Source organism: Caulobacter sp. UNC358MFTsu5.1 (assembly GCF_000712075.1).
In the GTDB taxonomy this organism is placed as follows: domain Bacteria; phylum Pseudomonadota; class Alphaproteobacteria; order Caulobacterales; family Caulobacteraceae; genus Caulobacter.
On sequence record NZ_JONW01000007.1, the window covers coordinates 383027 to 407320 of the forward strand.

Annotated in this window: 18 protein-coding genes and 1 tRNA gene; 11 read left to right on the forward strand and 8 right to left on the reverse strand. The window is 69.4% G+C overall.

Annotated features, from left to right (window positions below):
• The first annotated feature begins 14 nt into the window (after positions 1–14).
• The 5 genes from BR39_RS0114275 to BR39_RS0114295 all read left to right on the forward strand — a co-directional run bounded on the left by BR39_RS0114275 (position 15) and on the right by BR39_RS0114295 (position 6339).
• Positions 15–587, forward strand: coding sequence for a protein-L-isoaspartate O-methyltransferase (locus tag BR39_RS0114275; RefSeq protein ID WP_029913103.1), 573 nt, complete (start codon positions 15–17; stop codon positions 585–587).
• A gap of 170 nt (positions 588–757) precedes the next feature.
• The gene (locus BR39_RS0114280; RefSeq protein WP_035018451.1) at positions 758–2260 is read left to right on the forward strand and encodes a TolC family outer membrane protein; all 1503 of its coding nucleotides are present in this window, start codon (positions 758–760) and stop codon (positions 2258–2260) included.
• A gap of 117 nt (positions 2261–2377) precedes the next feature.
• On the forward strand, positions 2378–2917 hold the full coding sequence (locus tag BR39_RS0114285; RefSeq protein WP_029913109.1) for a DUF2497 domain-containing protein: 540 nt from the start codon (positions 2378–2380) through the stop codon (positions 2915–2917).
• A 150-nt stretch (positions 2918–3067) separates the two neighbouring features.
• Positions 3068–5791, forward strand: coding sequence for a valine--tRNA ligase (locus tag BR39_RS0114290; RefSeq protein WP_029913112.1), 2724 nt, complete (start codon positions 3068–3070; stop codon positions 5789–5791).
• A gap of 128 nt (positions 5792–5919) precedes the next feature.
• Positions 5920–6339: a hypothetical protein gene (locus BR39_RS0114295; RefSeq protein ID WP_156035772.1), complete on the forward strand. Its 420-nt coding sequence runs from the start codon at positions 5920–5922 to the stop codon at positions 6337–6339.
• Between the two features lie 45 nt (positions 6340–6384).
• Here the strand turns inward: BR39_RS0114295 and BR39_RS0114300 are convergent, their stop codons facing one another.
• The 3 genes from BR39_RS0114300 to BR39_RS0114310 form a co-directional block, all read right to left on the reverse strand.
• Positions 6385–6729 (reverse strand): hypothetical protein, encoded by a 345-nt coding sequence (locus tag BR39_RS0114300; protein WP_029913119.1) that lies wholly within the window; start codon positions 6727–6729, stop codon positions 6385–6387.
• 88 nt (positions 6730–6817) lie between these two features.
• The gene (locus BR39_RS27370) at positions 6818–7483 is read right to left on the reverse strand and encodes a hypothetical protein (RefSeq protein WP_051695719.1); all 666 of its coding nucleotides are present in this window, start codon (positions 7481–7483) and stop codon (positions 6818–6820) included.
• 112 nt (positions 7484–7595) lie between these two features.
• On the reverse strand, positions 7596–8828 hold the full coding sequence (locus tag BR39_RS0114310) for a serine hydrolase (RefSeq protein ID WP_081916808.1): 1233 nt from the start codon (positions 8826–8828) through the stop codon (positions 7596–7598).
• 1048 nt (positions 8829–9876) lie between these two features.
• Here BR39_RS0114310 and BR39_RS0114315 point away from each other — a divergent pair.
• Complete coding sequence (locus BR39_RS0114315) at positions 9877–11649, forward strand: class I adenylate-forming enzyme family protein (protein ID WP_029913131.1); 1773 nt, start codon at positions 9877–9879, stop codon at positions 11647–11649.
• A gap of 26 nt (positions 11650–11675) precedes the next feature.
• A complete protein-coding gene (locus tag BR39_RS0114320; RefSeq protein ID WP_029913134.1) occupies positions 11676–12038 on the forward strand; it encodes an iron chaperone in 363 nt (120 codons plus the stop codon).
• 7 nt (positions 12039–12045) lie between these two features.
• On the opposite strand, the gene BR39_RS0114325 is transcribed toward BR39_RS0114320, so the two are convergent.
• Complete coding sequence (locus BR39_RS0114325) at positions 12046–13542, reverse strand: amidase family protein (RefSeq protein ID WP_029913136.1); 1497 nt, start codon at positions 13540–13542, stop codon at positions 12046–12048.
• A 110-nt stretch (positions 13543–13652) separates the two neighbouring features.
• Here BR39_RS0114325 and BR39_RS0114330 point away from each other — a divergent pair, with 110 nt between their 5' ends.
• Positions 13653–14384 (forward strand): TlyA family RNA methyltransferase, encoded by a 732-nt coding sequence (locus BR39_RS0114330; RefSeq protein WP_029913139.1) that lies wholly within the window; start codon positions 13653–13655, stop codon positions 14382–14384.
• A gap of 119 nt (positions 14385–14503) precedes the next feature.
• Here the strand turns inward: BR39_RS0114330 and BR39_RS0114335 are convergent, their stop codons facing one another.
• Positions 14504–15136, reverse strand: a complete 633-nt coding sequence (locus tag BR39_RS0114335; protein WP_029913144.1) for a hypothetical protein — start codon at positions 15134–15136, stop codon at positions 14504–14506.
• Positions 15137–15394: 258 nt separating this feature from the next.
• On the opposite strand from BR39_RS0114335, the gene BR39_RS0114340 reads away from it, so the two are divergent.
• The 3 genes from BR39_RS0114340 (at position 15395) to BR39_RS0114350 (ending at position 17916) form a co-directional block, all read left to right on the forward strand.
• Complete coding sequence (locus BR39_RS0114340) at positions 15395–16621, forward strand: class I SAM-dependent RNA methyltransferase (RefSeq protein WP_029913148.1); 1227 nt, start codon at positions 15395–15397, stop codon at positions 16619–16621.
• 42 nt (positions 16622–16663) lie between these two features.
• Positions 16664–17755 (forward strand): class I SAM-dependent methyltransferase, encoded by a 1092-nt coding sequence (locus tag BR39_RS0114345; RefSeq protein WP_029913152.1) that lies wholly within the window; start codon positions 16664–16666, stop codon positions 17753–17755.
• Between the two features lie 87 nt (positions 17756–17842).
• Positions 17843–17916: transfer RNA gene (locus tag BR39_RS0114350), tRNA-Cys, on the forward strand.
• A 16-nt stretch (positions 17917–17932) separates the two neighbouring features.
• On the opposite strand, the gene BR39_RS0114355 is transcribed toward BR39_RS0114350, so the two are convergent.
• The 3 genes from BR39_RS0114355 to BR39_RS0114365 all read right to left on the reverse strand — a co-directional run bounded on the left by BR39_RS0114355 (position 17933) and on the right by BR39_RS0114365 (position 24118).
• Entirely contained in the window at positions 17933–19009 is a 1077-nt protein-coding gene (locus tag BR39_RS0114355) for a hypothetical protein (protein ID WP_156035773.1), read from the reverse strand.
• A 192-nt stretch (positions 19010–19201) separates the two neighbouring features.
• Entirely contained in the window at positions 19202–20755 is a 1554-nt protein-coding gene (locus tag BR39_RS0114360; RefSeq protein ID WP_029913158.1) for a tryptophan halogenase family protein, read from the reverse strand.
• A gap of 84 nt (positions 20756–20839) precedes the next feature.
• A complete protein-coding gene (locus BR39_RS0114365; protein ID WP_051695721.1) occupies positions 20840–24118 on the reverse strand; it encodes a TonB-dependent receptor in 3279 nt (1092 codons plus the stop codon).
• Between the last annotated feature and the right edge of the window lie 176 nt (positions 24119–24294).

The window sequence follows — 24294 nt, forward strand, 5'->3', positions numbered from 1 at the left end:
CCCCGAGGGATTCCATGAGCTCCGATTTCGCCGCCGCGCGCCTGAACATGGTCGAAAGCCAGATCCGCACGGCCGATGTCACCGATCTGCCCCTGCAGGACGCCCTGCGCGTCGTGCCGCGCGAGACCCTGGTCCCGGCCGGCAAGGGCTATCTGGCCTATGCCGACGCCGACGTCGAATACGCGCCCGGCCGCTGGCTGCTGCGCCCGCGCGAGGTGGGCAAGCTGCTGCAGCACCTGCGTCCGCGCGAGGGCGACAAGGCCCTGGCCATCGCCGCGCCCTACGCGGCCGCCGTGCTGGAGCAGATGGGCGTGCAGGTCACCCGCCTGGACGCCGACGACCTGACCGCCGTGCCCGGCGGGAACTACGACGTGATCATCTGCGAAGGCGCCGTGCCGCGGGCTCCGGCCAGCTGGACCAAGGCCCTGGCCCAGGGCGGCCGCCTGGCGGTGATCGAGCGCGACGGTCCGGTCGGTCGCGCCGTGATCTACGTCCAGGCCGAGGACGGCGTCGGCCGTCGCGCCGTGTTCGACGCCACCCCGCCGCTGCTGGCCGGTTTCGCCGTCGAACGGGGCTTTGCGTTCTGACGACTTCCGGTCCAGAAACTAGAACGCAACGTCTGCGTGAAAAAAGCTTAACTAGCGGCCTATGGTCTCTCGCCTTACAGCCGATCATATAGGGTGCGGGCGTCGCGCCTGATCTGAGCAAGTCTCTGGCCCGGGTCTCGGGCCGGGGGGTTTCGTGGGGAATGAACTTGATGTCGAACAGCCGTCGGGCCGCTTTGCTGGCCGCCGCTTGCAGCCTGGGTCTGGTCGCGGGCCTGGCTTCGGCCGTCCAGGCCGAGACCCTGGCGGACGCCCTGGCCCTGGCCTATCAGACCAACCCCACCCTGCAGGGACAGCGCGCCAGCCAGCGGGTCACCGACGAGGGCGTGGTCCAGGCCAAGACCGCCTTCCGCCCGACGCTGAACGCCACGGCCGACGCCACGGTGTCGCGCACGGACCTGGCCAACCCGGTGACGACGGTTGTTGGCAACCAGATCGTCACCCGCGACCACACCACCGGCAGCGGCAGCGGGGCCAGCCTGGCCCTGACGCAGCCGCTCTATACGGGCGGCCGGGCCAACGCCAACCTGACCGCCGCGGAGGCCGACGTGCTGGCCGGCCGCGAGGACCTGCGCAGCGTCGAGCAGTCGGTGCTGGGCAACGTCATCCAGAGCTATGTCGACGTGCGCCGCGACCAGGAACGCCTGCGCATCGCCCAGGAGAACGTCAACGTCCTGAACCGCCAGCTGGAAGAGTCCAAGGCGCGCTTCGAGGTCGGCGAGATCACCCGCACCGACGTGGCCCAGTCGGAGGCCCGCCTGGCCTCGGCCCAGGCCAGCCTGTCGTCGGCCCAGGCCATCCTGGCCGCCAGCCGCGCGGCCTACGCCGCCGTGGTCGGCCAGAACCCCACCGACCTGGCGCCCGAGCCGTCCCTGGCCGCCCTGCTGCCCAGCAGCGTCGAGCAGGCCTTCGACCTGGTCGACCAGAACAACCCGTCGATCCAGGCTGCCCGCTACACCGAGCAGGCCGCCGCGGCCCGCGTCGCCGCGGCCAAGGCCGCCTTCCTGCCGACGGTCGGCGCCCGCGCGGGCTTCGACACCGACGCGACCCGCACCAACGGCACCGGCCGCGACTTCGGCGACTACAACCGCGGCTACACCGCCTCGCTGACCGCCTCGGTGCCGCTGTTCACCGGCGGCCTCAACAGCTCGCAGGTGCGCGCCGCCAAGGAACGCGAGAACGCCGCCCGCATCGCGGTGGAGGGCGCGCAGCGCCAGGCCCTGCAGCAGATCTCGACCGCCTGGAACAACCTGCTGGCCTCGCGCGCCAACCTGGTGTCGAACGAGGAACAGGTCCGGGCCACCCGCATCGCCTTCGAAGGCGTGCGCCAGGAGCAGCAGGTCGGCCTGCGCACCACCCTGGACGTCCTGAACGCCCAGCTGGAACTGGCCAACGCCGAGGTCGCCCTGGTCGTGGCCCGTCGCGACGAATACGTGGCCAGCGCCAGCGTCCTGCAGGCCATGGGCGTGCTGAACGTCGCCAACCTGGCCCCCGAGGTCCCGCGCTACGACCCGGTCAAGTCGTACGACAAGGTCAACCATTCGTTCGGCTGGGTGCCGTGGGAGCCCGTCGTGCGGGGGATCGACAAGGTCGGCGCCCCGTCGCCGGTGTTGAAGAAGGCTCCCGAGGCCTCGACGCCGGCGGCCGGCAAATAGGGCGAATTGAAGCGTCGGTGATGCTTGAGCTTGCTTAACCGGCGCAAGTCTGCACCATCGCGCTAAGCGCCCCGCTTGGGCGCTCCAGGATTCGTACCCTTTCGAGACGGCCCCCACATGTCCGACCAGAGCCCCCAAGAACCGACGATGGAGGAGATCCTCGCCTCCATTCGACGCATCATCTCGGAAGATGACGCGCCGGCGGAGGCCGCTGCGGCGCCCGAACCGGAAGCGGAAGCCGCTCCCGCCGTCGAGGAAGCGCCGGCCGAGGACGACGTCCTGGAGCTGACCGACCCGATCGAACCGGCCGCGCCGGTCGAGACCATGGGCGACATCGACGTCTACAAGCCCGAGCCCGAGCCGGAACCCGCCCCGCCGCCGCCTCCGGCGCCCGAGCCGGAACCGATCCAGGGCTTCTCGCGCGACGAAGTGGCCGACAACCTGGTGGGCGACCACGCCGCCAGTCTGGCCGCCACCGCCTTCGGCAGCCTGAGCTCGGCCCTGCTGATGCCCAAGGACGGCCGCACCCTGGAAGACGTCGTGCGCGAACTGCTGCGCCCGCTGCTCAAGGAGTGGCTGGACCAGAACCTGCCGCGCATCGTCGAGACCAAGGTCGAGGAAGAAGTCCACCGCATCGCCCGCGGCCGCAGCGTATAACCGACGTCATCGCCCGTCCGCGGACGGGGCGATGACGAAGACATGGATAAGGCGGTCGCTCCGGCGGCCGCCTTTTTCCGTCTAAAAATCCCAGATGAACCAAGGCCCAAGGTTTCGCCCGGCGGCCGCAGATGGCATATCCCCAGCGCCATGCTTGAAAAGACCTTCGATCCCAAATCCGTCGAGCCCCGTCTGTACGCCGCCTGGGAGGCCTCCGGGGCCTTCAAGCCGAGCGAGGACCCGAACGCCGAGACGTTCACGATCGTCATCCCGCCGCCGAACGTGACGGGCTCGCTGCACATCGGCCACGCCCTGAACAACACGCTGCAGGACGTGCTGACGCGCTTCCACCGCATGCGCGGCAAGTCGGCCCTGTGGCTGCCGGGCACCGACCACGCGGGCATCGCCACCCAGATGGTCGTCGAGCGCCAGCTGGCCGCCGCCGGCAACATCGGCCGTCGCGAGATGGGCCGCGAGGCCTTCGTCGAGAAGGTCTGGGAATGGAAGGCCGAGAGCGGCGGCGCCATCACCAACCAGCTGCGCCGCCTGGGCGCCAGCTGCGACTGGTCGCGCGAGCGCTTCACCTTGGACGAGGGCCTGTCGGCCGCCGTCCGCAAGGTGTTCGTCCAGCTCTACAAGCAGAAGCTGCTGTATCGCGACAAGCGCCTGGTCAACTGGGACCCGCAGTTCCAGACCGCCATCTCCGACCTCGAGGTCGAGCAGAAGGAGGTCGACGGCGCCTACTGGCACTTCGCCTATCCGCTGGCCGACGGCGTGACCTTCCAGTACCCGGTCGCCTTCGACGACGAGGGCAAGCCGACCGAATTCGAGACCCGCGACTTCATCGTCGTGGCCACCACGCGTCCCGAGACGATGCTGGGCGACACCGCCGTGGCCGTCCATCCGTCGGACGAGCGCTACAAGGACCTGGTCGGCAAGGACGTGATCCTGCCGATCGTCGGCCGCCGCATCCCGATCGTCGCCGACGACTACGCCGACCCGACCAAGGGCTCGGGCGCGGTCAAGATCACCCCGGCCCACGACTTCAACGACTTCGGCGTGGGCAAGCGCCACGGCCTGCCGGCCATCAACATCCTGACGCCCGACGCGCGCCTGAACGACGAGGTCCCGGAAGCCTATCGCGGCCTGGACCGCTTCGTCGCCCGCAAGCAGATCGTCGCCCGCGCCGAGGAAGACGGCTGGCTGCGCGAGATCGAGAAGACCAAGCACATGGTCCCGCACGGCGACCGCTCGGGCGTGGTCATCGAGCCTTACCTGACCGACCAGTGGTACGTCGACGCCAAGACCCTGGCCCAGCCGGCCCTGAAGGCGGTGGAGGAGGGCGCGACGGTCTTCGAGCCCCGGCACTGGGAAAAGACCTACTTCGAGTGGCTGCGCAACATCGAGCCCTGGTGCGTCTCGCGCCAGCTGTGGTGGGGCCACCGCATCCCGGCCTGGTTCGGTCCGGACGGCCACATCTTCGTCGAGGAGACCGAGGAAGAGGCCCTGGCCGCCGCCATCCTGCACTACGGCGACGAGGCGCCGGTCCTGAAGCGCGACGAGGACGTGCTGGACACTTGGTTCAGCTCGGCCCTGTGGCCGTTCTCGACCCTGGGCTGGCCCGAGAAGACCGACGACCTGCAACGCTTCTACCCGACCAGCACCCTGGTCACCGGCTTCGACATCATCTTCTTCTGGGTCGCCCGGATGATGATGATGGGCATCCACTTCATGGGCGAAGTCCCGTTCAAGCAGGTGTTCATCAACGCCCTCGTCCGTGACGAGAAGGGCGCCAAGATGAGCAAGTCCAAGGGCAACGTGATGGATCCCCTGATCCTGATCGACGAACTGGGCTGCGACGCGGTGCGCTTCACCATGACGGCGATGTCGGGCCAGGCGCGCGACATCAAGCTCTCCAAGCAGCGCATCGAGGGTTATCGCAACTTCGGCACCAAGCTGTGGAACGCCTCGCGCTTCGCCCAGATGAACGAGTGCGTCCGCGTCGAGGGCTTCGACCCGTCGACCGTCCAGCAGCCGATCAACCGCTGGATCCGCGGCGAGACGGTCAAGACCGTCGCCAAGGTGACGGCGGCCCTGGAAGCCCCGTCCTTCGACGCCGCCGCCGACGCGCTCTACAAGTTCATCTGGAACGTGTTCTGCGACTGGTACCTGGAGCTGGCCAAGCCGATCCTGAACGGCGACGACGCCGAGGCCAAGGCCGAGACCCGCGCCACGGCCGCCTGGGCCCTGGACGTGATCCTCAAGCTCCTGCACCCGGTCATGCCGTTCATCACCGAGGAGCTGTGGGACAAGACCGCCGAGTTCGGCGCGCCCCGCACGGGCATGCTGATCGTCGAGCAGTGGCCGCAGCTGCCGGAGAGCTGGATCGACGCGGAAGCCGAGGCCGAGATCGGCTGGCTGGTCGACACGGTCGGCGAGATCCGCTCGATCCGCGCCGAGATGAACGTGCCGCCGTCGGCCAAGCCGCCGCTGTCGGTGATCGGCGCCAACGCCGAGACCAAGGCCCGCCTGGCCCGCCACCGCGACCTGCTGCTGACCCTGGCGCGCCTGGACAGCGCCCGCGAGGCCGACGCGGCGCCGGCTGGTTCGGTCCCGATCGTGCTGGGCGAGGCGACCGGCGCCCTGGCCATCGCCGAGTTCATCGACCTTTCGGCCGAGAAGGCGCGCCTGGCCAAGGAGATCGCCGGCCACGTCGGCGAGATCGAGAAGACCGGCAAGAAGCTGAACAACCCCGACTTCCTGGCCCGCGCCAAGGAGGAGGTGGTCGAGGAGAACCGCGAGCGCCTCGCCGAGGCCGAAGCGGCCAAGGCCAAGCTGGAAGCCGCGCTCGCGCGGCTCGAGGCGGTGGGGTGATCGGAGGGCCGTCCGCGCGTTGGTCACGACCGACCGCGACGGCTGTTCGCAGGACTCTGCTCGTCGCTGGCCTGCTCGTCCCGGGGCTCGCAACGTCGCCCGCCCTGGCGTCGGAAGCCCGGCGGGTGGTGGTCGACTATCTCGTCGCGACCTACGGAAGCGACAACCTGCCGCCGGCCTCCGACAAGGACTATCGCGTCATCGAGGTGGACCTGAACGGTGACGGCGAGCGAGAGATCGTCGCGTACGTGGAAACACGAGACTTCTGTGGAAGCGGCGGCTGCAAGCTTCTGGTCCTGCAGCGCCGGCCGACCGGTCCGAAGGCGATCATGGACACGACGATCACCCGGGCGCCGATCCGGATGCTTTCAAGCTCGAGCCACGGCTGGCGCGACATCGGTGTATGGGTGGGCGGCGGCGGTCTGAAACCGCATGAGGTCGCCCTGAAGTTCGACGGGACGCGCTATCCCCGCAATTCCAGCATGTCGCCCGTGCGGCCCGTGAAGATCGGCGCGCGTGGGCGTGTGCTGATCTCGGCGAAGCGTTGAATCCGATCGGGGATGCGCGGGTGCGCATCCCCGACGAAAGGCCGGCTACTTCTTCACGCCCAGCATGCCTTCGATCTCGGCCTTGCTGGCGTTGATCACGGTGGCGCCGTCCTGGACGGCCAGGTTCTTGACGTCCACGGCGAAGGTCTTGTCGTCCATCTTGATGGTGGCCATCGACTTGCCGGTGGCGTCCGGCTTGACCTCGGTGACCGAGCCGATGACCGCGCCGGTGTTGTCCTTGACGGGCTGGCCGGCGGCGACGGCCGCGGCGGCGGAGGCCGGTGCGGCGGCCGCTGCCGGATCTTGAGCCGGGGCGGCGGTCTGGGCCAGGGCAGGGGCGGCGAAGGCGATCGCCAGGGCGGCGGCGCCGAGAGTCAGAATTGAACGCATGGGGTTCCCATCTTGCAAAAATAGCGTCTCCCCCCGACGCCCCGTTACGCTGGCGTGACTTTGGGGCGTCGGCGGGACGCTGATGCGGTCAAAATGGGTCGGGGTTTGAACGCGGTTCGCTGGGCGGTCTCCAGCCGCCCTTGGACGGGGCGCTGCTCGGCGGCTGGGCAGGAGCGCTCCGGGCGCTCGGAGCGCTGGGGGTCGGCGCGCCATTGCAGGGAACCCAGTCGTACTGGTCGTTGGCGGCGTTCCAGGACCAGGCGCCGCACGCCGGCGAGGGCGCTTCGTCCCGCGCGCCCGGCTCGTCGCTGTAGGTCGGCGGCCCGTCGTAGCGGTCGTGATAGACCGTCTCGGACCGCTCGATGACGACCGGCGGGGCGCTGTAGTAGCTGGGATAGGCGTAGTAATAGCCCGGATAGCCGCCGTACCAGTAGGGGTAGGAATAGGCCGCGCCCAGGGTCAGGCCCAGCCCAACGCCGCCCCAATAGCCGGCGCCCCAATAGCCGCCGTACCCGCGGCCGTAGCCGCCACGATAGTCGCCGTATCCGCCGCCCCGGTAGCCGCCTCCGCCGTGGTAGCCGCCGCCACCGCGATAGCCGCCGCCACCGCCATGGTAGCCGCCGCCATGGCCGCCGCCGCCTCCGTGATATCCGCCGCCGCCACGGCCGCCGCGCGACTGGGCGTCGGCCTGCGCCGGGGCGAGGGCGATCGCCAGCAGGCTGACGGACGCGAGCGCTGTCAGAACGATCTTCATCTGGACCTCTCCACGAGGCCGAGGGTCCCTGAGCCAACGGCCGCGCCGTGCGTGACGGCGACCTTCGCACGATACGCCCGGGAAGCCTCCAGCGGAAGCGCGGCGCGAGGCCTCAGCGTCCGTAGACAGCGTCGCGGACTTCCTTGGTGAAGGGGCCGTTCATGCCCTCGAACGCGGTGTTGGTCATGATCACCACGGTCAGGCGGTTCTGCGGGTCCACGAACCAGTTGTGGCCGTAGACCCCGCCCCAGGCCATCGTGCCGGCGGCTTGCGGGGTCTTGCCGGCGGCGGGATCGTCCAGCACCGCCCAGCCATAGCCGAAGCCCCAGCCGGGACCTTGGGTCTTGGCCTGTTGGCCGACCTGGTCCTTGGTCATCTGCGCCACGGTCGAGGTCTTCAGGATCGGGGCGCCGCCCTGGCGGACGGTCTCCAGCAGGGTCAGGACGTCGCCGGCCGTGCCGACCATGCCCGCGCCGCCGGACGGGAAGGCGGTCTTGTCCAGGGCGCGGCTGGGCGAGAAGCGGATGGCGGTCGGGCCGATCGGGACGTCCTGGTTGCCGTCGGTCATCCGCTTGGGCGCGGGCTGGGCGTTGACATAGGCGGCCGTCAGCCGGGCCGGGTCGCGGGCGACGAAGCCGGCATCGGCCAGGCCCAGCGGCCCCGTCACGGTCTCGGCCACCACCTGGGGCAGGGGCTTGCCGGTCGCCTTCTCCAGCACCGCGCCCAGGACGTCGATGGCCAGGGAATAGCGCCAGGCCGAGCCGGACGGGAAGGCCAGGGGCGCCTGGGAGAGGCGGCGCAGGTCCTCGTCCAGGGTGACGCCGGACAGGTCGATGCCGTCCGAGACGCCCAGCGTGTGGTACGGGTGCGACGGCGGCTCGGCCAGGCCGTAGGTCAGGCCGCTGGTGTGGGTCAGGAGCTGGCGGATCGTGATGACCGGGGTCGTCCCGTCGGCCAGCTTCGGCTTGAAGTCCGGCAGCCACTTGGTCACCGGATCGTCCAGGTTCAGCACGCCGTCCTCGACCTGCTTCATCACCGCCATGCTGACGAAGGGCTTGGTGACCGACGAATAGCGGAAGACCGCGTCCTCCTTCATGGGACGTCCGGCCTCGCGGTCGGCCAGGCCGGCGGCGCGGTGGTAGACGACCTTGCCGTCGCGGGCGACCAGCACCACCGTCCCGACCAGCCGCTGCTCGGCGAGGGCGGTGTCGACCACCTTGTCCAGCCGCGCCGCCAGGGCCGCGTCGGGCGCGGCGGCGACAGGAACGGGCAGCGGCGCGGCCAGGCCCGGCGTGGTCGCCAGCAGGGCGGCGGCGAGGGCGAGGCTGGAGATCCACGGACGCATTCGACGACTCCCGGTTTGCGGACCTGAGGTAGGGCGATACCGGGAGGGGGGCAAGGCCGCAGCTTGGCGGGCCTTCGGCGTGAAGAGCCCCGCCTTTCAACCGTCATCCTCGGACTTGTTCCGAGGACCCCCTCTGTCGGCGGGTTTGTCGGTTGGGGGAGGCCGCGATCTCGCCGCTCCATCGATCGTCCTTCTTCGCGGCTGAAGCAGGGGTCCTCGGAACAAGTCCGAGGATGACGGGCGGTGGGGCGAGCGCGGGCCGGGGACATGCCCTTGCGGCGTGTCCCCATCAGCTAGCGCCGCGCCTGGACTTGGGGACACGCCGCGAGGGCATGTCCCCGCGCGCGGGAGCGAGCCGCGTCTATCCCCGCCAGCGGCGAGGAAAACACCAGCAACGTCAACGCCCTGAAGAAAAAGCAGCGTCACCGACGCGCCAGTATTGAAACCTCCCGCACAATCAGACCCGTCACCATCACGGGGAGGGCTCTTGGTACCGGCCCAAGCAGGCGATGGGGATGGAACCGAGCGGGGCCGAGCCGGCCCGGCGGGCGGATCGTTGCGGGAAGCGGGGCTCAGAAGGTCTCAAGGCCCGGGACGGGCGAACGCTGGACGGCAAGGGTCGACGGGGCCGGGAGGTTCAAACCGGCCTGTTCCAGGATCAGTCGGAGTCGCCGACGGCCCCTTCCGGGCGACCTGATCCTGCCCGCCCGAGGGGGAACGTCGATCGGGATGAAACAGGCCCTCAGTCGCCGTCCCTTGAGAAGAACGGTTCCGCGGAGCGGTCGAGCCAAGCCGAAACGCAAACACAACCTCACGGTCTCCGGGCGAAGCCCGGCCCGCTCCGCGCCTCCCCATCAGCTCAGCGGCTTTCCGCGTGAGAGCGCGAAGTCGCGTCGTCACGAGCTCCTTCCACAGCGAAGATCGACCTCTAAGTAATCATTGTTCCCTTATGTTCGAACAGACGTTTGCATCCCGCTTCGGGCTGTGCTTTGTCGCTGGGGAAACGTGCTCGTCCAGCGAAGCGCGACCACACACCGGGAGAGTAACGATGACCCAGGCCGCATCCGCTTCAACTGGCGCGCCCACCCCCTCGATCCCCTGGCCCGCCATGTCGGTGAAGCAGGCCTACGCCATGATCACCGCCCCCGGCTCGCCCGGCGAGATGGAGGAGATCGACATCCGGGGCGTGAAGACCCGGGTCTGGAAGAACTGCCCGCCCACGCTTCGCGACACCCTGATGATGGGCCGCGCGCACGGCGAGAAGATCTATCTGGTCCACGAGGACGAGCGGGTCAGCTTCGAGGCCTTCTACCGCGCCGTGACCGTGTTCGCCGCCGAGCTGGAAGCGGCCGGCGTCAAGAAGGGCGACCGGGTCGCCCTGATCATGCGCAACCTGCCCGAATGGCCGGTGGCCTTCTATGCGGGCCTGTCGATCGGCGCGATCCTGACCCCGCTGAACGCGTGGTGGACCGGCCAGGAACTGGAATACGGCCTGACCGACAGCGGCGCGACCGTGGCGATCATGGACGTCGAGCGCTTCGAGCGCCTGGCCGAGCACTTCGACAACTGCCCCGACCTGAAGCGCGTCTATGTCAGCCGCTCCAGGGAGGAGATCGCCCATCCCTACGTCAAGCGGATGGAGACCGTGATCGGCTGTCCCAACGACTGGATCAAGCTGGACGAGAAGCCGCTGTCGACCATCGCCCTGGGTCCCGAGGACGACGCGACGATCTTCTACACCTCCGGCACCACGGGTAAGCCGAAGGGCGCCCTGGCCACCCACCGCGCCGTCAACAGCAACATCTTCGCCGCCGCCGCCGCCAGCGCCCGCAGCTTCCTGCGCCGCGGCGAGGCGCCGCCCCAGCCCGATCCCAGCCTGCCGCAGAAGGGCTCGCTGATCTCGGTGCCGTTCTTCCACGCCACCGGCTGCTTCGCGGTGATGAACCCGTCGCTGTTCGGCGGCGCCAAGCTGGCCATGATCCGCAAGTGGGATCCGGAAAAGGCCATGCAGCTGATCCAGGACGAGAAGCTGACCCAGATGGGCGGGGTGCCGACCATCGCCTGGCAGATCATCGAGCATCCCAGCCGGGGCAACTACGACCTGTCGTCGCTGGAGACCGTGGCCTACGGCGGCGCGCCCTCGGCGCCCGAGTTGGTGCGCAAGATCAAGGAGATCTGGCCCAAGTCGCTGCCGGGCAACGGCTGGGGCATGACCGAGACCTCGGCCACCGCGACCAGCAACTCGGCCGAGGACTACGAGAACCGTCCCGACAGCTGCGGCCCGGCCGTGCCGGTCACCGACCTGAAGATCATGACGGTCGAGGCGCCGTATCGCGAGCTGCCGATCGGCGAGGTCGGCGAGCTGTGGTGCAAAGGGCCGCAGGTGGTGAAGGGCTACTGGAACAAGCCCGAGGCCACCGCCCAGACCTTCATCGACGGCTGGGTGCGCACCGGCGACCTGGCGCGGCTGGACGACGAGGGCTTCTGCTACATCATCGACCGGGCCAAGGACATGCTGATCCGGGGCGGCGAGAACATCTACTGCGTCGAGGTCGAGAACGTTCTGTACGACCACCCGGCGGTGATGGACGCGGCCCTGGTCGGCATCCCGCACAAGACCCTGGGCGAGGAGCCGGCGGCCGTGGTGACCCTCAAGCCCGGCGCCCACGCCGACGAGGCCGAGCTGCGCGCCTTCGTCGCCGACCGTCTGGCAGCCTTCAAGGTGCCGGTGAAGGTGGTGTTCTGGCCCGAGACCTTGCCGCGCAACGCCAACGGCAAGATCATGAAGAACGAGCTGAAGAAGGTGTTCGTCGAGGGATAGGCGAACGCCTCTATCTGGAGGCGGCGATGGTCCAGTCGAAAGCGGCGAGCGTCGACGCCTTCATGGCCGAGGTCGGCGACGAGCGCCGGCCGGCCCTGGAGCGGCTACGCGCCCTGTGCCGCGAGGAGCTGGCCGGCTGGCCCGAAGGCATGAGCTACGGCATGCCCGGCTACGGTCCGCCGGGCGCGCCGGTCGTCGCCTTCAACGACCAGAAGCAGTACATCGCCTTCTATGCCGGCCAGACCGCTGTGGCGCGGTTCGCCGACCGCCTGGCCGGCGTCGACTGCGGCAAGAGCTGCATCCGCTACCGCAAGCTGGACGCGATCGACTTCGACCTGGTGCGCGACATCCTGCGGGACGTGCGCGCCAGGCGCGAAGCCGGGGCCTGACCGCGGATCAGGCGCTAACGGGCGGCTTGCGCCCCGCCCAGGGCTGGGCCGCCTCAAGCTCGTAGGCCAGCTGCAGCAGCGTCTTCTCCGCCCCCGCCCGGCCCGCGAACTGGACGCCCACCGGCAGCCCGTCGGCCGTCCAGTGCAGCGGCACGCTCATCGACGCCGCGCCCGCCACGTTGTGCAGGGTGGTGTAGCCCACATAGGCGTTCAGGCGCTCGGTCAGGTGGGGGATGTCGACCGTCCCGGACACCCAGCCCAGGGGGACTGGCGGCGAACCCAGGACCGGCGAGACGATCACGTCATAGCGGTCGAGCCAGCGGTCATAGGCCTGGCCGGCCGCCTGGAGATCGGCCACGGCCTTGCGCAGGCCGTCGGGCGGCATCTGGCCGACCAGCTCGGCCATGGCCAGGGTGAAGGGCTCCAGCAGGCTGTCGTCCGGCTTGCGGCCTATGGCCTGGGCGACGGCGTTGACCAGCTCGGCCGCGCCGCTGGCCCACAGCGCCAGGAAGTTCTGGGCGAAGGCGGGCCCGTCCACCGGCCAGGTCGTCGGCTCGACCTTGTGGCCCAGCGATTCCATCAGCTTGCCGGCGTTCTCGGCGGCGGCGCGGACCTCGGCGTTCGGCTGGGCGCCCAGCATGGTGTTGACCACCAGGCCGACCCGCAGCCGGCGCGTGTCGGGGCCGGTCACCAGGCCGACGGGCGGGAACACCTGGTCGGCGCCGTGGCGCTCGGTGGCGGCCAGCAGGGTGGCGCTGTCGCGGACGCTGCGGCTGACGCAGTGGGCGACCGACAGGTCGACGCCGCGCATGGGCTCACGGCCGGGGACCTGGCGGCCGCGCGAGACCTTCAGCCCGAACAGGCCGCAGTTGGACGAGGGGATGCGGATCGAGCCGCCGCCGTCGCTGGCGTGGGCGAAGGGCGCCACCCCGGCCGCCGTCGCCACGGCCGCGCCGCCGGACGATCCGCCGCTGGACCGTTCCGGGTTCCAGGGGTTGCGGGTCGGCGGGAAGCCTTCCGGCTCGGTGGTGGGCAGGAAGCCGTATTCCGGCGTCGACGACTTGCCGATGACGATCAGCCCCGCCTTGTCGAAGCAGTCGATATAGGCCGGCTGGGTCTTCGCCGGCGGGTTGCGCAGCATGGCGCGCGAGCCGCTGTAGGTGGGCAGACCCACATAGTCGTCCAGGTCCTTGACCAGGAACGGCACGCCCGCGAAGGGGGCGGCCGGCGGGGCCGTTGCCGCGTCCAGCCGCTTGGCCTTGTCGATGGCGCGGTCGAAGTCCGGCGTGACCAGGAAGCCCAGCTTGGGGTTCAGCGCCTCGGCGTCGCGCACGGCCTTTTCGGTCACCTCCAGGGCGCTGACCTCCTTGCGGCGGATACGGCCGGCGATCTCGACGGCGTCGGGCGCCCAGGGCGCGGAGGCGGCGGGTTTGGCTGCGGCGTCGGATGCGGCGGCGGCGATCGTGGCGGCGCCGGCCACCAGGCCTTCGCGTCTGGACATCATGCGTTTCCCCCTTTTTGGGTTCCCTGTCCCGACGTCTAGGGTGCGTCGGTGATCAGTGATCACTGTGAACCCAAGGGCGTCCGCTCCGCAAGTCGTGCTACAGCCCCCGGATGACACGCAAACGCGCCGACATCCTGCTGGTCGAGACCGGCCTGTTCGATAGCCGGGCCAAGGCCCGCGCCGCCATCGAGGCCGGGGCCGTCAAGGCCGACGGCAAGGTCGTGACCAAGCCCTCGCAGGAGATCGAGGAGACCGCCGTGCTGGAAGGGGTCGCCGCCCACCCCTGGGTGGGGCGCGGCGCCCTGAAGCTGGCGCATGCGCTGGACCTTTGGCCGATCGCGGTCGAAGGCCGGATCGCCCTGGACGTCGGGGCCTCGACCGGCGGCTTCACCGAGGTGCTGCTGTCGAAGGGCGCGGCTAAGGTCTACGCCGTCGACGTCGGCCGCGAGCAACTGCATCCGCGCCTCGCCGCCGACCCGCGCGTGGTCGACCTGTCGGGCGTCGACGCCCGGACGCTGGACGAGGGCCATCTGGACGAGACGCCGGGCCTGGTGGTCAGCGACGTCAGCTTCATCTCGGTGGAGAAATGCCTGCCGGTGGCCCTGGACCTGGCGGCGGCGGGCGCGGACCTGGTGACCCTGATCAAGCCGCAGTTCGAGGCCGGCCGCGACCGGGTGGGCAAGGGCGGCCTGGTGAAGGACCCCGAGGTCATCGCCGACTGCATCGCCCAGGTCCGGGCCTTCGTCGAGGCGGCGGGGTGGACGGTCAAGGCCGTGGCCCCCAGCCCGATCACCGGCGGCGACGGACAGGTCGAGCACCTGCTGTGGGCGGTGAAGGGCTAGGTTTTCAACCGCTCATCCTGGCATTCGCCGGGATGAGCGGTTTTTTTGAAGGCGCAAAGAAAAGGCCGTCCACCTCTAGGTGAACGGCCCCAAGATGATCGAATGAGAAATCGGGTGTCTTAGTCGACGACCTGGTAGCGGCCCGAGGCGTCCGGGCAGACGCGGACGAAGCGCTTCTGGGTGCGGCCGTCGGGCAGGTAGATCGGGCTTTCGGCCAGAGTGCAGCCGTTGGCGTCCGACTTGCTGTCGGCCACGCCATAGGCGCGCTCGGACTCCGAGGTGTAGCCGTCGCGACGGTCGCCGTAGCGGCTGTCCTCGTAGCGGCCGCCGCCGTAGCGCTCGTCATAGCCCTGGTCGTAGCTGTTGTAGGCGCCCTGGCCGTAGGTCGGGGGAGGGGGCGGAGGCGGGTTGGCGCCCGGGCTGCAGGCGGCCGAGTTGCGGCCGATGGCCGAGCCGGCGATGGCGCCCAGCAGGCCGCCCAGCACGGCGCCTTCGGTGCGGGCGCCCTTGGCGGCCACGCCGCTGCCGATCGCCGCGCCGATGCCGGCGCCGGCCAGGCCGCCGCCCGTGCCGCGCTGCGTGGTGCTGCGGCGGCAGGGATCGTAGTAGTAGCCGTTGCTGTCGTAGTTGCCGCCGCCGGCATAGGCGCCGCCGGAGCCATAGGCGCCGTAGGCCTGGGCCGAGGCCATCGTCGGGGCCAGCGCGCCGACCAGGGTGGCCGCGGCGGCGACGCCGAGAACGGTCTTGAACATCTTGAAAACTCCTCCGACCGAGTCCGCGCCGATGCTGGGACCCGCCTTTCCGACGTAAACTGCCAAGTCCTTGATGAACGGCTGTTGAGCGACCCGTTCATCTTCGTTCACGCGCATTCGCTTCGAATGCGCTATTGAGCGTCCGAAAGCTTGTCGGCGTCGATCGTGGCGCGGGCATGGCGGGCGTCCGCGTCCCCAAAATCACCACCTGAAATGGCCGGACCCGGTGAAGGTTCCGCCCCGCGAATTGGACTTTCTATGCGTGAACTGAGGATCCAGGCGGTCGGCGCCCAGGGCGACGGCATCGCCGAGGGCTCTTTCGTCCCCCTGACCCTGCCCGGCGAGCTGATCACCGCCGAAATGGCCGGCGCCCGCGGTGAACTGGTCGAGGTGCTGGAGCCCAGCCCCGAGCGCGTGGCCCCGCCGTGCCCGCATTTCGGGGTCTGCGGCGGCTGCGCCTTCCAGCACTGGGACGCCGCGCCGTATCTGGAGTGGAAGCGCGACCAGGTGCGGTTCCAGCTGGCCCGCGAAGGACTGGAGACCGAGATCCTGCCGACCTTCGCCTCGCCGCCGGCTTCGCGCCGCCGCGTCGCCCTGCACGCCCGGGGCGGGAAGGGCGGGGCGCGGCTGGGCTTCAAGGAGCGCCGCTCGTGGAACCTGGTGCGCATCGAGCAGTGCCCGGTGACCCATCCCAAGCTGGTGGCGGCCTTCCCGAGCCTGGCCCGCCTGGCCGCGCCGTTCCTGGAGCATCCCAAGTCGGCCCCGACCCTGCACGTGACCCTGACCGCCACGGGCCTGGACATCGACATCACCGGCGTCGAGGCCAAGAGCGGCGGCCTGTCGGCCGACGCCCGGGTGCGCGCGGCGATGATCGCCGGCGAGTACGACTTCGCCCGGGTCACCATGGCCGGCGAGATGATCTACATGGCCCGCCAGCCGATGGTGAAGCTGGGCCCGGCCATCGTCTCCCTGTCGGCCGGCAGCTTCCTGCAGGCCGTGCCCCAGGCCGAGAAGGCCATGGTCGACTTCGCGGTCGAGGCGGCCCAGGGCGCGTCGAAGGTCGTCGACCTGTTCAGCGGCGTGGGCACCTTCACCTTCCGCCTGGCCGAGATCGCCGGCGTCCACGCCGCCGACAGTTCCGCCCCGGCCATCGCGGCCCTGAAGGGCGCGCTGGGCACGGCGACGGGCCTGAAGGCGATCACCGCCGAGGCCCGCGACCTGACCCGCCGGCCGATGCTGTCGACCGAGCTGAACAAGGTCGACGTGGCCGTGCTGGACCCACCCCGCGCCGGGGCCTTCGAGCAGCACGTCGAGATCGCCAAGTCCAAGGTGGCCCGCGTGGTCGGCGTGTCGTGCAACCCCGCCACCTTCGCCCGCGACGCCAAGATCCTGGTCGACGCCGGCTTCCGCCTGGAGCGGGTCTTGCCGGTGGACCAGTTCCTGTGGTCGCCGCATATTGAGCTGGTGGGGGTGTTCTCGCGCTAGGACGGTTTCGGCCGTCCGGAGCGACCATCTGGGAGAGGCCCATTGGACGAACGATCCGGCAAGGCGGGCGAACCCCGGGAAGACGTTCCCAAGAGCCGGAGCGCCTTCGCCCTGGACGGCGCCAGCCAGCGCGCCAAGGCGGCGGTCAAGGCCGCCTGGTGGACCGCCGCCGGGAGCGTCACGCGCGCCCTGGCCCAGCCGACCCGGGGCGAAGCCAAGGTCAAGTTCCAGCCGCAGGGGCCGCCGGTCTCGACCGCCCGGCTGCGCAAGGCCTATCTGGCCGCGTTCGAGAAGGACGCCGCCGACGTGGCCGCCGGCCTCTATCCGCCGTTCGACGGCGGTTCGGGCAATCCGGCCGAGGCCTTCCGCGAGGCGCTCGACGTGATCGCCGACGCCCGCGCCGTCGACCAGCGCCGTCGCCGGGGCGACGGCGTCGAGGTGCGCGAAACGCCCGAGAGCGAAGGCTATCCCAACTACTACCGGCAGAATTTCCACTTCCAGTCCGGCGGCTGGTTCACCGACGCCAGCGCCCGGCGCTACGAGGCCCAGGTCGAGGCGCTGTTCTCCGGCGCGGCCGGGGCGATGCGCCGCCGGGCCCTGTCGCTGCTGGCGCGCCACTGGCGCGGCAAGGACCAGCGCGGGCTGAAGCTGGTCGACCTGGCCTGCGGGTCGGGCGCGTTCCTCGGCGATCTCGGCGCGGCCTTCCCGCGGGCCGCCATCGCGGGCCTGGACCTGTCGCGCGCCTATCTGGCCGCCGCCCGCAGCCGCTCGGGCCGGGGCGGGGTCCAGGCCAACGCCGAGGCCTTGCCGTTCGCCGACGCCAGCCTGGACGCGGTGACCTGCGTCTACCTGTTCCACGAACTGCCGCCCCGGGTGCGCCCTGTCGTGGCCGCCGAGATCGCCCGGGTGCTCAAGCCCGGCGGGGTGCTGGCCTTCGCCGATTCGGTGCAGCCGGCCGACGAGCCGGACCTGTCGCGCCTGCTGGAGGCCTTTCCGGCCTATTTCCACGAGCCCTACTACTCGACCTACGCCGAGACCGACCTGCCGGCCCTGTTTGGCGCGGCGGGGTTGAGCGTGGCCGCGAGCGACCAGGCGTTCCTGACCAAGGCGCTGCTGCTGGAAAAGACCTGTTGAACCCAGCCATCATGGCCATTGCCTAGGCCGACGGGCTCCTGTATTCGAACCGACCTCTTCGCCGACGCTCCTTGCGTTGACCCGGATGGCCCGGTGGCGGAGTGGTGACGCAGCGGATTGCAAATCCGTGCACCCCGGTTCGATTCCGGGCCGGGCCTCCACCTCCCTTCATCGCCTTCAAGCTTCCACGGCTCGCAAGTCCGGGGCGGCGACCGGCGCGACGGCCGACAGGTCCACGACCTCTTCGAAATATCCCGGCCTCATCGGGTAGGGGGAGCTGTCGGCCCGCCAATCCCGCTCGGCGAAGAGTTGCGCCATCGAGAACGGGTTGATGGCGTGGTCGATCGACTGGTTCATCGACAGGAAGACGCGGCAGCGGCCGGAGATCTGGTCGAGATAGTCGCGGGCGGTTCCTATGGACATTTCGGTCATGGAATCCGCGTTCAGGACGACGTCGAAATGGTCGGTGCTGGCGGCCAGCCAGGACGGCGGCGCGATCCGGACGCCGCCGCGCCGTTCGAACCCCGGCTCGCCGTGCAGCCTCACGACGTCCTCGCCCAGGGTCACGGCCAGGAAGTAGGCCTGGGCGACGTTGGTGAGGGGCAGGTCGACGATGGTGTAGTCGGTGATCCCGAGCTGGTGGGCGTAGTAGGCGGTGCGGCCGAGGCCCGCGCCGATCTCCAGCGCCGACGCGGCGCCGTGGTGCTGCAGCCGCTTGGCCTGGTAGATGGCCTGGAGGGGGCGGTAGGAGATGATCCCCCGCGGGCTCTCCACGCCGATCTCGTTCGGATAGGGGTTGGGGAAGGCAAGGGGGGCGCCGAAGGCCCCGGCGACGGCCTCGACCGCCGCCGGCACGTCAGAAGCCGGGGCGCCGAGCGCGGAGGCCAGGGTCAGGAGGTGGTCGCTCGTCTGCTGGATGTCGGCGGCGCGGTATTTCGGGTCGCTCCGGAGCCTCTGGTTCTGCTCCGCGTACAGACTTTCGAAGCCGTAGAAGAGGGAATTGCCGGCCGGATTGGCCAGCAGGGCGGCGACCTCGGCGGTCGTTCCGCTCAACAGCACACGGTGCGCATCGCCGCGCGGACCATCGTCGATCTGAGCCCAGAAGGAGTCCGTGCTGCTGCCGTCGTGGCAGGTGCGCTGATAGTAGGCCTGGATGCGTTTGGCGAGGCGCTTACGATCAGCATGCCGTGCTGATCTCAGGTTGTGGACGAAGGATCGGAAGGACCAGTTCTTCGCCGTTTCCGGTCGTCGCATCGTCACCCACCATTTCAGGATCGCTGGCGCCCGCAGCGACGTCGGAGCGAAGTGATCCCGTAACACCTTGAAAGCGGGGAAAGCGGGGACGTCCACCGCATGGTGAACGCGTATGGCTCCGCTTAGGTTCCGGGACCAGCCTCAACCCTTCGAGGGGCGAAACGACCCGGGTCGCGCCGTGCGACGCGACGCCTAGGCGGCCGGGGCGTCGGCCGTGGCCTTACGGCTGTCGACGGCGAAGCGTTCGAGCGCGCGGGCGTGGCTGGGCATGCGGGCGGCGGCCTGATGGCAGGCGACGCGCAGATGATGGAGACGCTCGGCCAGCAGGCGCTCGTCCATCAGGTCGGCCAGCGGGTCGTAGGCTTCCGGCTCCCCGGACTGCCCGATCATGATCGCCAGCCAGTTCGGCTCCTGGAAGATCGTCTGGTTGGGGAAGATCGTCGCGCCGCGGGTGCGGAACAGCTCCATCTTCTCGCGCAGCGAATCCGGCACGGGCATGTGGCGCAGCCGGTCCCACAGCGGTTCGCCGACCCGGCCGTTGGCGTGGTAGTGGTAGATCAGGAAGTCCCGGATCTGCTCCATCTCCTCGCCCATGATCCGGTTGTAGATCCCCGCGGCGGCCGGATCGTCCTTGGCCAGGGGGAAGCTGCCGGCCAGCTTGATCAGGCCGTGCTGGATCAGGTGGATCGAGGTCGACTCCAGGGGTTCCAGGAAGCCGCTGGACAGGCCGATGGCGGCGCAGTTCTTGAAGCGCGACGCCTTGCGCCGGCCGGTGGCGAACCGCAGGAAGCGCGGGTCGGCCAGGACCTTGTTGTCGGGATGCTCGCGCGCCAGGCTGGCCAGCAGGACGTCGGCCGCCTCGTCGTCGCCGATGTGGTCGCTGACATAGACATAGCCGTTGCCGGTCCGGTGTCGCAGCGGGATGCGCCAGCGCCAGCCGGCCTTGTCGGCGATCGCGCGGGTGTAGGGGATGGGGTCCTCATACCGCGCCGACGGGACGGCGACGGCGCGGTCGGCCGGCAGGTAGTTCGACCAGTCGTCGTAGCCCACGCCCAGCGCACCGCCGATCAGCAGAGCCCGGAAGCCCGAGCAGTCGATGAAGAAGTCGCCGGCCAGGGTCTCGCCGTCGTCGAGGGCGAGGGCGGCGATCGTGCCGTCCAGCGGGTCCAGGGTCACGCCCCGGATGGTCCGCTCCAGCCGCCGCACGCCCCGCTCCTCGGCGACCTCGCGCAGCAGCTTGGCGTAGAGCGAGGCGTCGAAGTGATAGGCGTGGGCCATGGCCGAGCGGGGATCGCGGGGATCTTCCGAGCGCCAGTCGAACTTGCCGGCCTTGGCCGCCAGGTCGCTGAGCGAGAACTCGTGGAGCTCGGCCTTGTAGCCGTGCTTGCGCGCGCGCAGCCAGTAGGCGTGGAACGACACGCCGTCCATCGGCGTGCCGTAGTTGCCGAAGGGGTGCATGTAGCGCCCGGCGGGGTCGCCCCAGCCGACGAACTCGATGCCCAGCTTGAACGAGCCTTCGGTGGCCGCCAGCATCCGGCCTTCGTCGACGCCCACCACCTCGTTGAAGAAGGTGATCGGCGGGATGGTCGCCTCGCCGACGCCCACCGTGCCGATCTCGGCCGACTCCACCAGGGTGATCTTCATCTGCTGGGGCGTGAAGACCTTGGAGAAGAAGGCGGCCGACATCCATCCGGCCGTGCCGCCGCCGACGATCACGAGGTGCGAGATTTTCCCGGGGTTTCCCATGGGCGCCTGCTTGGTCTCGTTTGAGTCGAACCCCGCCGGCGTGGCGCCGGCGGGGCCGCTTTGGAGCAGAAGATCAGCTGGGGACTAGAAAGTCCCGCGGACGATGAACGACAGACGTCGATCGCTCACCGACCAGCTGTGCTTGGCGACCAGGGACTTGGAGAAGTTCCCCTGCGTGCCCAGGTACCAGGAATCCCGCTGGTCCATCTCCAGCACGGTCTTGGCGTTGAGCAGGTTCACGCCCTGGACGCCCACCTTGATCCGCGGGGTCACCGAGTACAGCAGCGAGCCGTCCAGCTGGCCGTAGTCGTCGGCATAGACCGGGACCATCAGGTTCGAGGCCGAGGCGCTCATCAGGTAGCGCGAGCGCCAGTTGTAGGCCAGGCGGGCGTCGATGCCGTACTTACTGTAGAGCAGGGTCGCGTTGTAGGTGTAGCGCGACAGCTGCTCCAGCGGCAGGTCCAGCTTCGAGGCGATGATCTGCGACGAGTCGGTCACGCTGCTGGACGCGTTCTGCGTGCCCTTGCTGTCCAGGATCGTCGCGTTCAGCTCCGTGCCCAGCCCGGCCAGCGGACCCGGCAGGAAGTCGAAGAACTGCTGATACTGCATCTCCACGCCGGAGATTTTGCCGTGGCCCATGTTCTGGGGCACGGTGCCGACGGCCTGGACCGACTCCCCGTTGTCCTTGGTGACGGTCATTAAGGTCTGGGCGGACTGGATGTAGTCGTAGACGTCCTTCCGGAAGACGCCCACCGACACCATGCCGCCGCCCTGGAAGTACCATTCGCCCGAGAGGTCGTACGAATTGGCGCGCATCGGCTTCAGGTTCGGATTGCCCGAGTAGAAGCCGAAGGCGACGTCCGTGTGGTACTGCACGGCCGAGCCGCCGGCCGCGGCGGTGTCCAGCTGGGCCTGGGTGTAGGGCGCGCCCGTGACCGGGTTGATGATGTTGTCCGCCACCGTCGCGTTGCGCGACTGCAGCGTGGCCGACATGTTGACCGACGGGTCCAGCTGGTAGAAGTCGGGCCGCACGATGTTCTTCGACGCGGCGAACCGCAGGAAGACGTTGGGCCTGGCCTTCAGGCGCAGGTTCAGGCTGGGCAGGACGTCGGTGTATTCGCTGCCGCCGACCGAGGTGAAGGGCTGGCCGTCGGCGAAGTCGATCTTGGCGGCTGCCGTGGACGAGGCGAACCGCTTCTGGCCCGGGTCGATATAGCCGACCGTGCCGTAGCCGTGGCCCTCGACCTTGGACTTGACGACGCGCAGGCCGAAGTTGCCGTCCCAGCTCATCTGCTCGCCGCCCCAGCTGGCGTCCAGGTCGCTGCCGAAGCGGACCTTGCCGTAGAGCGCGAGGGTGTCTTCCCACTGGCGGTTGACGCCGCGGCCGCCGGAGTTGCCGAAGGCGGCGTTCACGTCGCCCAGCGGACGCCAGTAGCTGATGTCGCCGCTCGGACGGGCCCAGATGGGCGTGTAGCTCATCATGGTGCCCTGCTTGAACGGGCTGTAGGTTCCGCCCGCCGGCGACCACGACGGGATCGTGCCGTTGGGGCCGCCCGGCGGATAGTAGCCGTACTCGCCGTCGTTATAGGCCGGGCCGCCGCCGGGGATCGGCCCGTTCCAGACCACCTCGTTCAGGTACTTGTAGAGCTCGGTCGGGCTCTTCGCGAGATCGAAGGCCGGCAGGATCAGGCCGGGAACCGACAGGTCGCCCTTGAAGAAGTTGTCGAAGGCCACCGTGTCCTGGTGCTGGGTGTACTTGTCGGCCGTCGCGGTCACCCGCGTGGCCCACGGCGCCGAGATCAGGTTCCAGTTGTAGCCGGCGTCGCGCGAGGTGGCGTCGCGCGAGGTGGCGCGGACGCCCACCTTGACGTCCTTGATGAAGGAGTCGTCGTCGAAGCTGTAGGTGACGTCGAACTTGCCCGCGTATTCCCGGGCGTCGTTGTCGTCGATGTGGTCCATCGCGGCGTAGAGGTTGAACAGCGAGGGTGTGCTGGTGGCGTTGGCCATCGTGATCTTCGGCATGTCGCCGGTCAGGTCCAGGCCGAAGCCGCCCGGCAGGGTGACGGTGTTGTACACCGTCAGGTCCGTGCCCTCGCGGTGCGAGTAGATGTACTGCAGGTCGCCGGTCACCAGGAACCGGTCGTTGGTCCAGCTGAAGCCGGTCGAGATGTCGTTGGTGTTGTCCTCGACCACGCCGTAGCGGGTGCCCAGGTTCAGCAGGAACGAGTTGGACACGCCGTTGCCGCCGCCGCCGCCGTCGACCAGCTGGCCCTTCAGGAAGTTGCCGTCGGCGTCGTAGGTGAACGCCGTGCCGGCGGCCGGGCCCACGACGAACGACTGGTTGTTGGTCGCCGAGCAGCAGGCCGAGGTCTGGGCGAAACGGTCCTGGAAGGTCTGCTTGGCCTCGGTGCGGAACAGGGTCAGGTAGAGTTCGAGGTTGTCGTTGGGCCGGTACTGGAAGGCCAGATTGTAGCCCTCGCGCTCGCGGTCCTGCAGGTTGTTGCGGTACTGCACGCCGACCGGCACGAACACGCGCGACAGCGGCTGGCCGGCGATCGAGTTGTCGCCGTTGAAGTTGAACGTGTCGCCGCCGTCGTAGGACGATTGGACCCCGACGCCGTGGGCGTCGTACGGGTCGACGGCGATGGTGTTGACCGCGGTCTTCAGCTTGGACCTGGACACGCTCAGCAGCACGCCGAACTCGCCGCCGTCGGGGGTGTCGAAGCGGTCGCTGTAGAGGAAGCTGCCCGACGGCGTGCCTTCCTTGCGCAGGTCGCCGCGCGTGTAGTCGGCCGAGAAGGCCAGCTGGCGCTTGCTGCTGTCGAACGGCATGCGGGTGCGCAGGTTCACCGTGCCGCCCAGGCCGCCCTCGACGATGTCGGCCGACGGGTTCTTGTAGACGTCCACGCCCGAGAACAGTTCGGGGGTCACGTCCTCCCACGAGATGGCCCGGCCGCCGCGCGCCGAGAAGGCGTCCCGGCCGTTCAGTTCCGAGCGGACCCAGGTCAGGCCTCGGATCTGGATGCCCGAGCCTTCGGCGTTCAGGCGGTCGACGTCGCGGGGCTGGTTGGTCCGGCCGATGGTCACGCCGGGGATGCGCTGCAGCGCCTCGGTGACCGAGCGGTCGGGCAGGCCGCCGATGTCCACGGCGGTGATCGAATCGACGATCTGCTCGGAGTTCTTCTTCAGGTCCTGCGCCGTCTGGAGGGCCTTGCGCTGGCCGACGACGATGACCTCGGAAATCTCTTCGGGCGAATCCTTGGTCGCGCCCCCGCTGGTCTGGGCCTGCGCCGACGCCACGAGCAGGCCGGTCGCCCAGACCATCGTCGCGGTCGAGACCAGCAACATCTTCTTCTTGTTCACGTTCCCTCTCCCAAATCAGCACGCCCTTTTGGGCTGTGCTCGCCGGTGTTTTCGTCTCGACGCGGGGTTGGGCGGTCAGTCGCCGTCCCTGCGTCGGGAAACACACTTTAATTAACTTGTTTTATTAAACCGGCGCGATTTGTCGTACAAGCCATAACATTCAACAATCGCGAGCG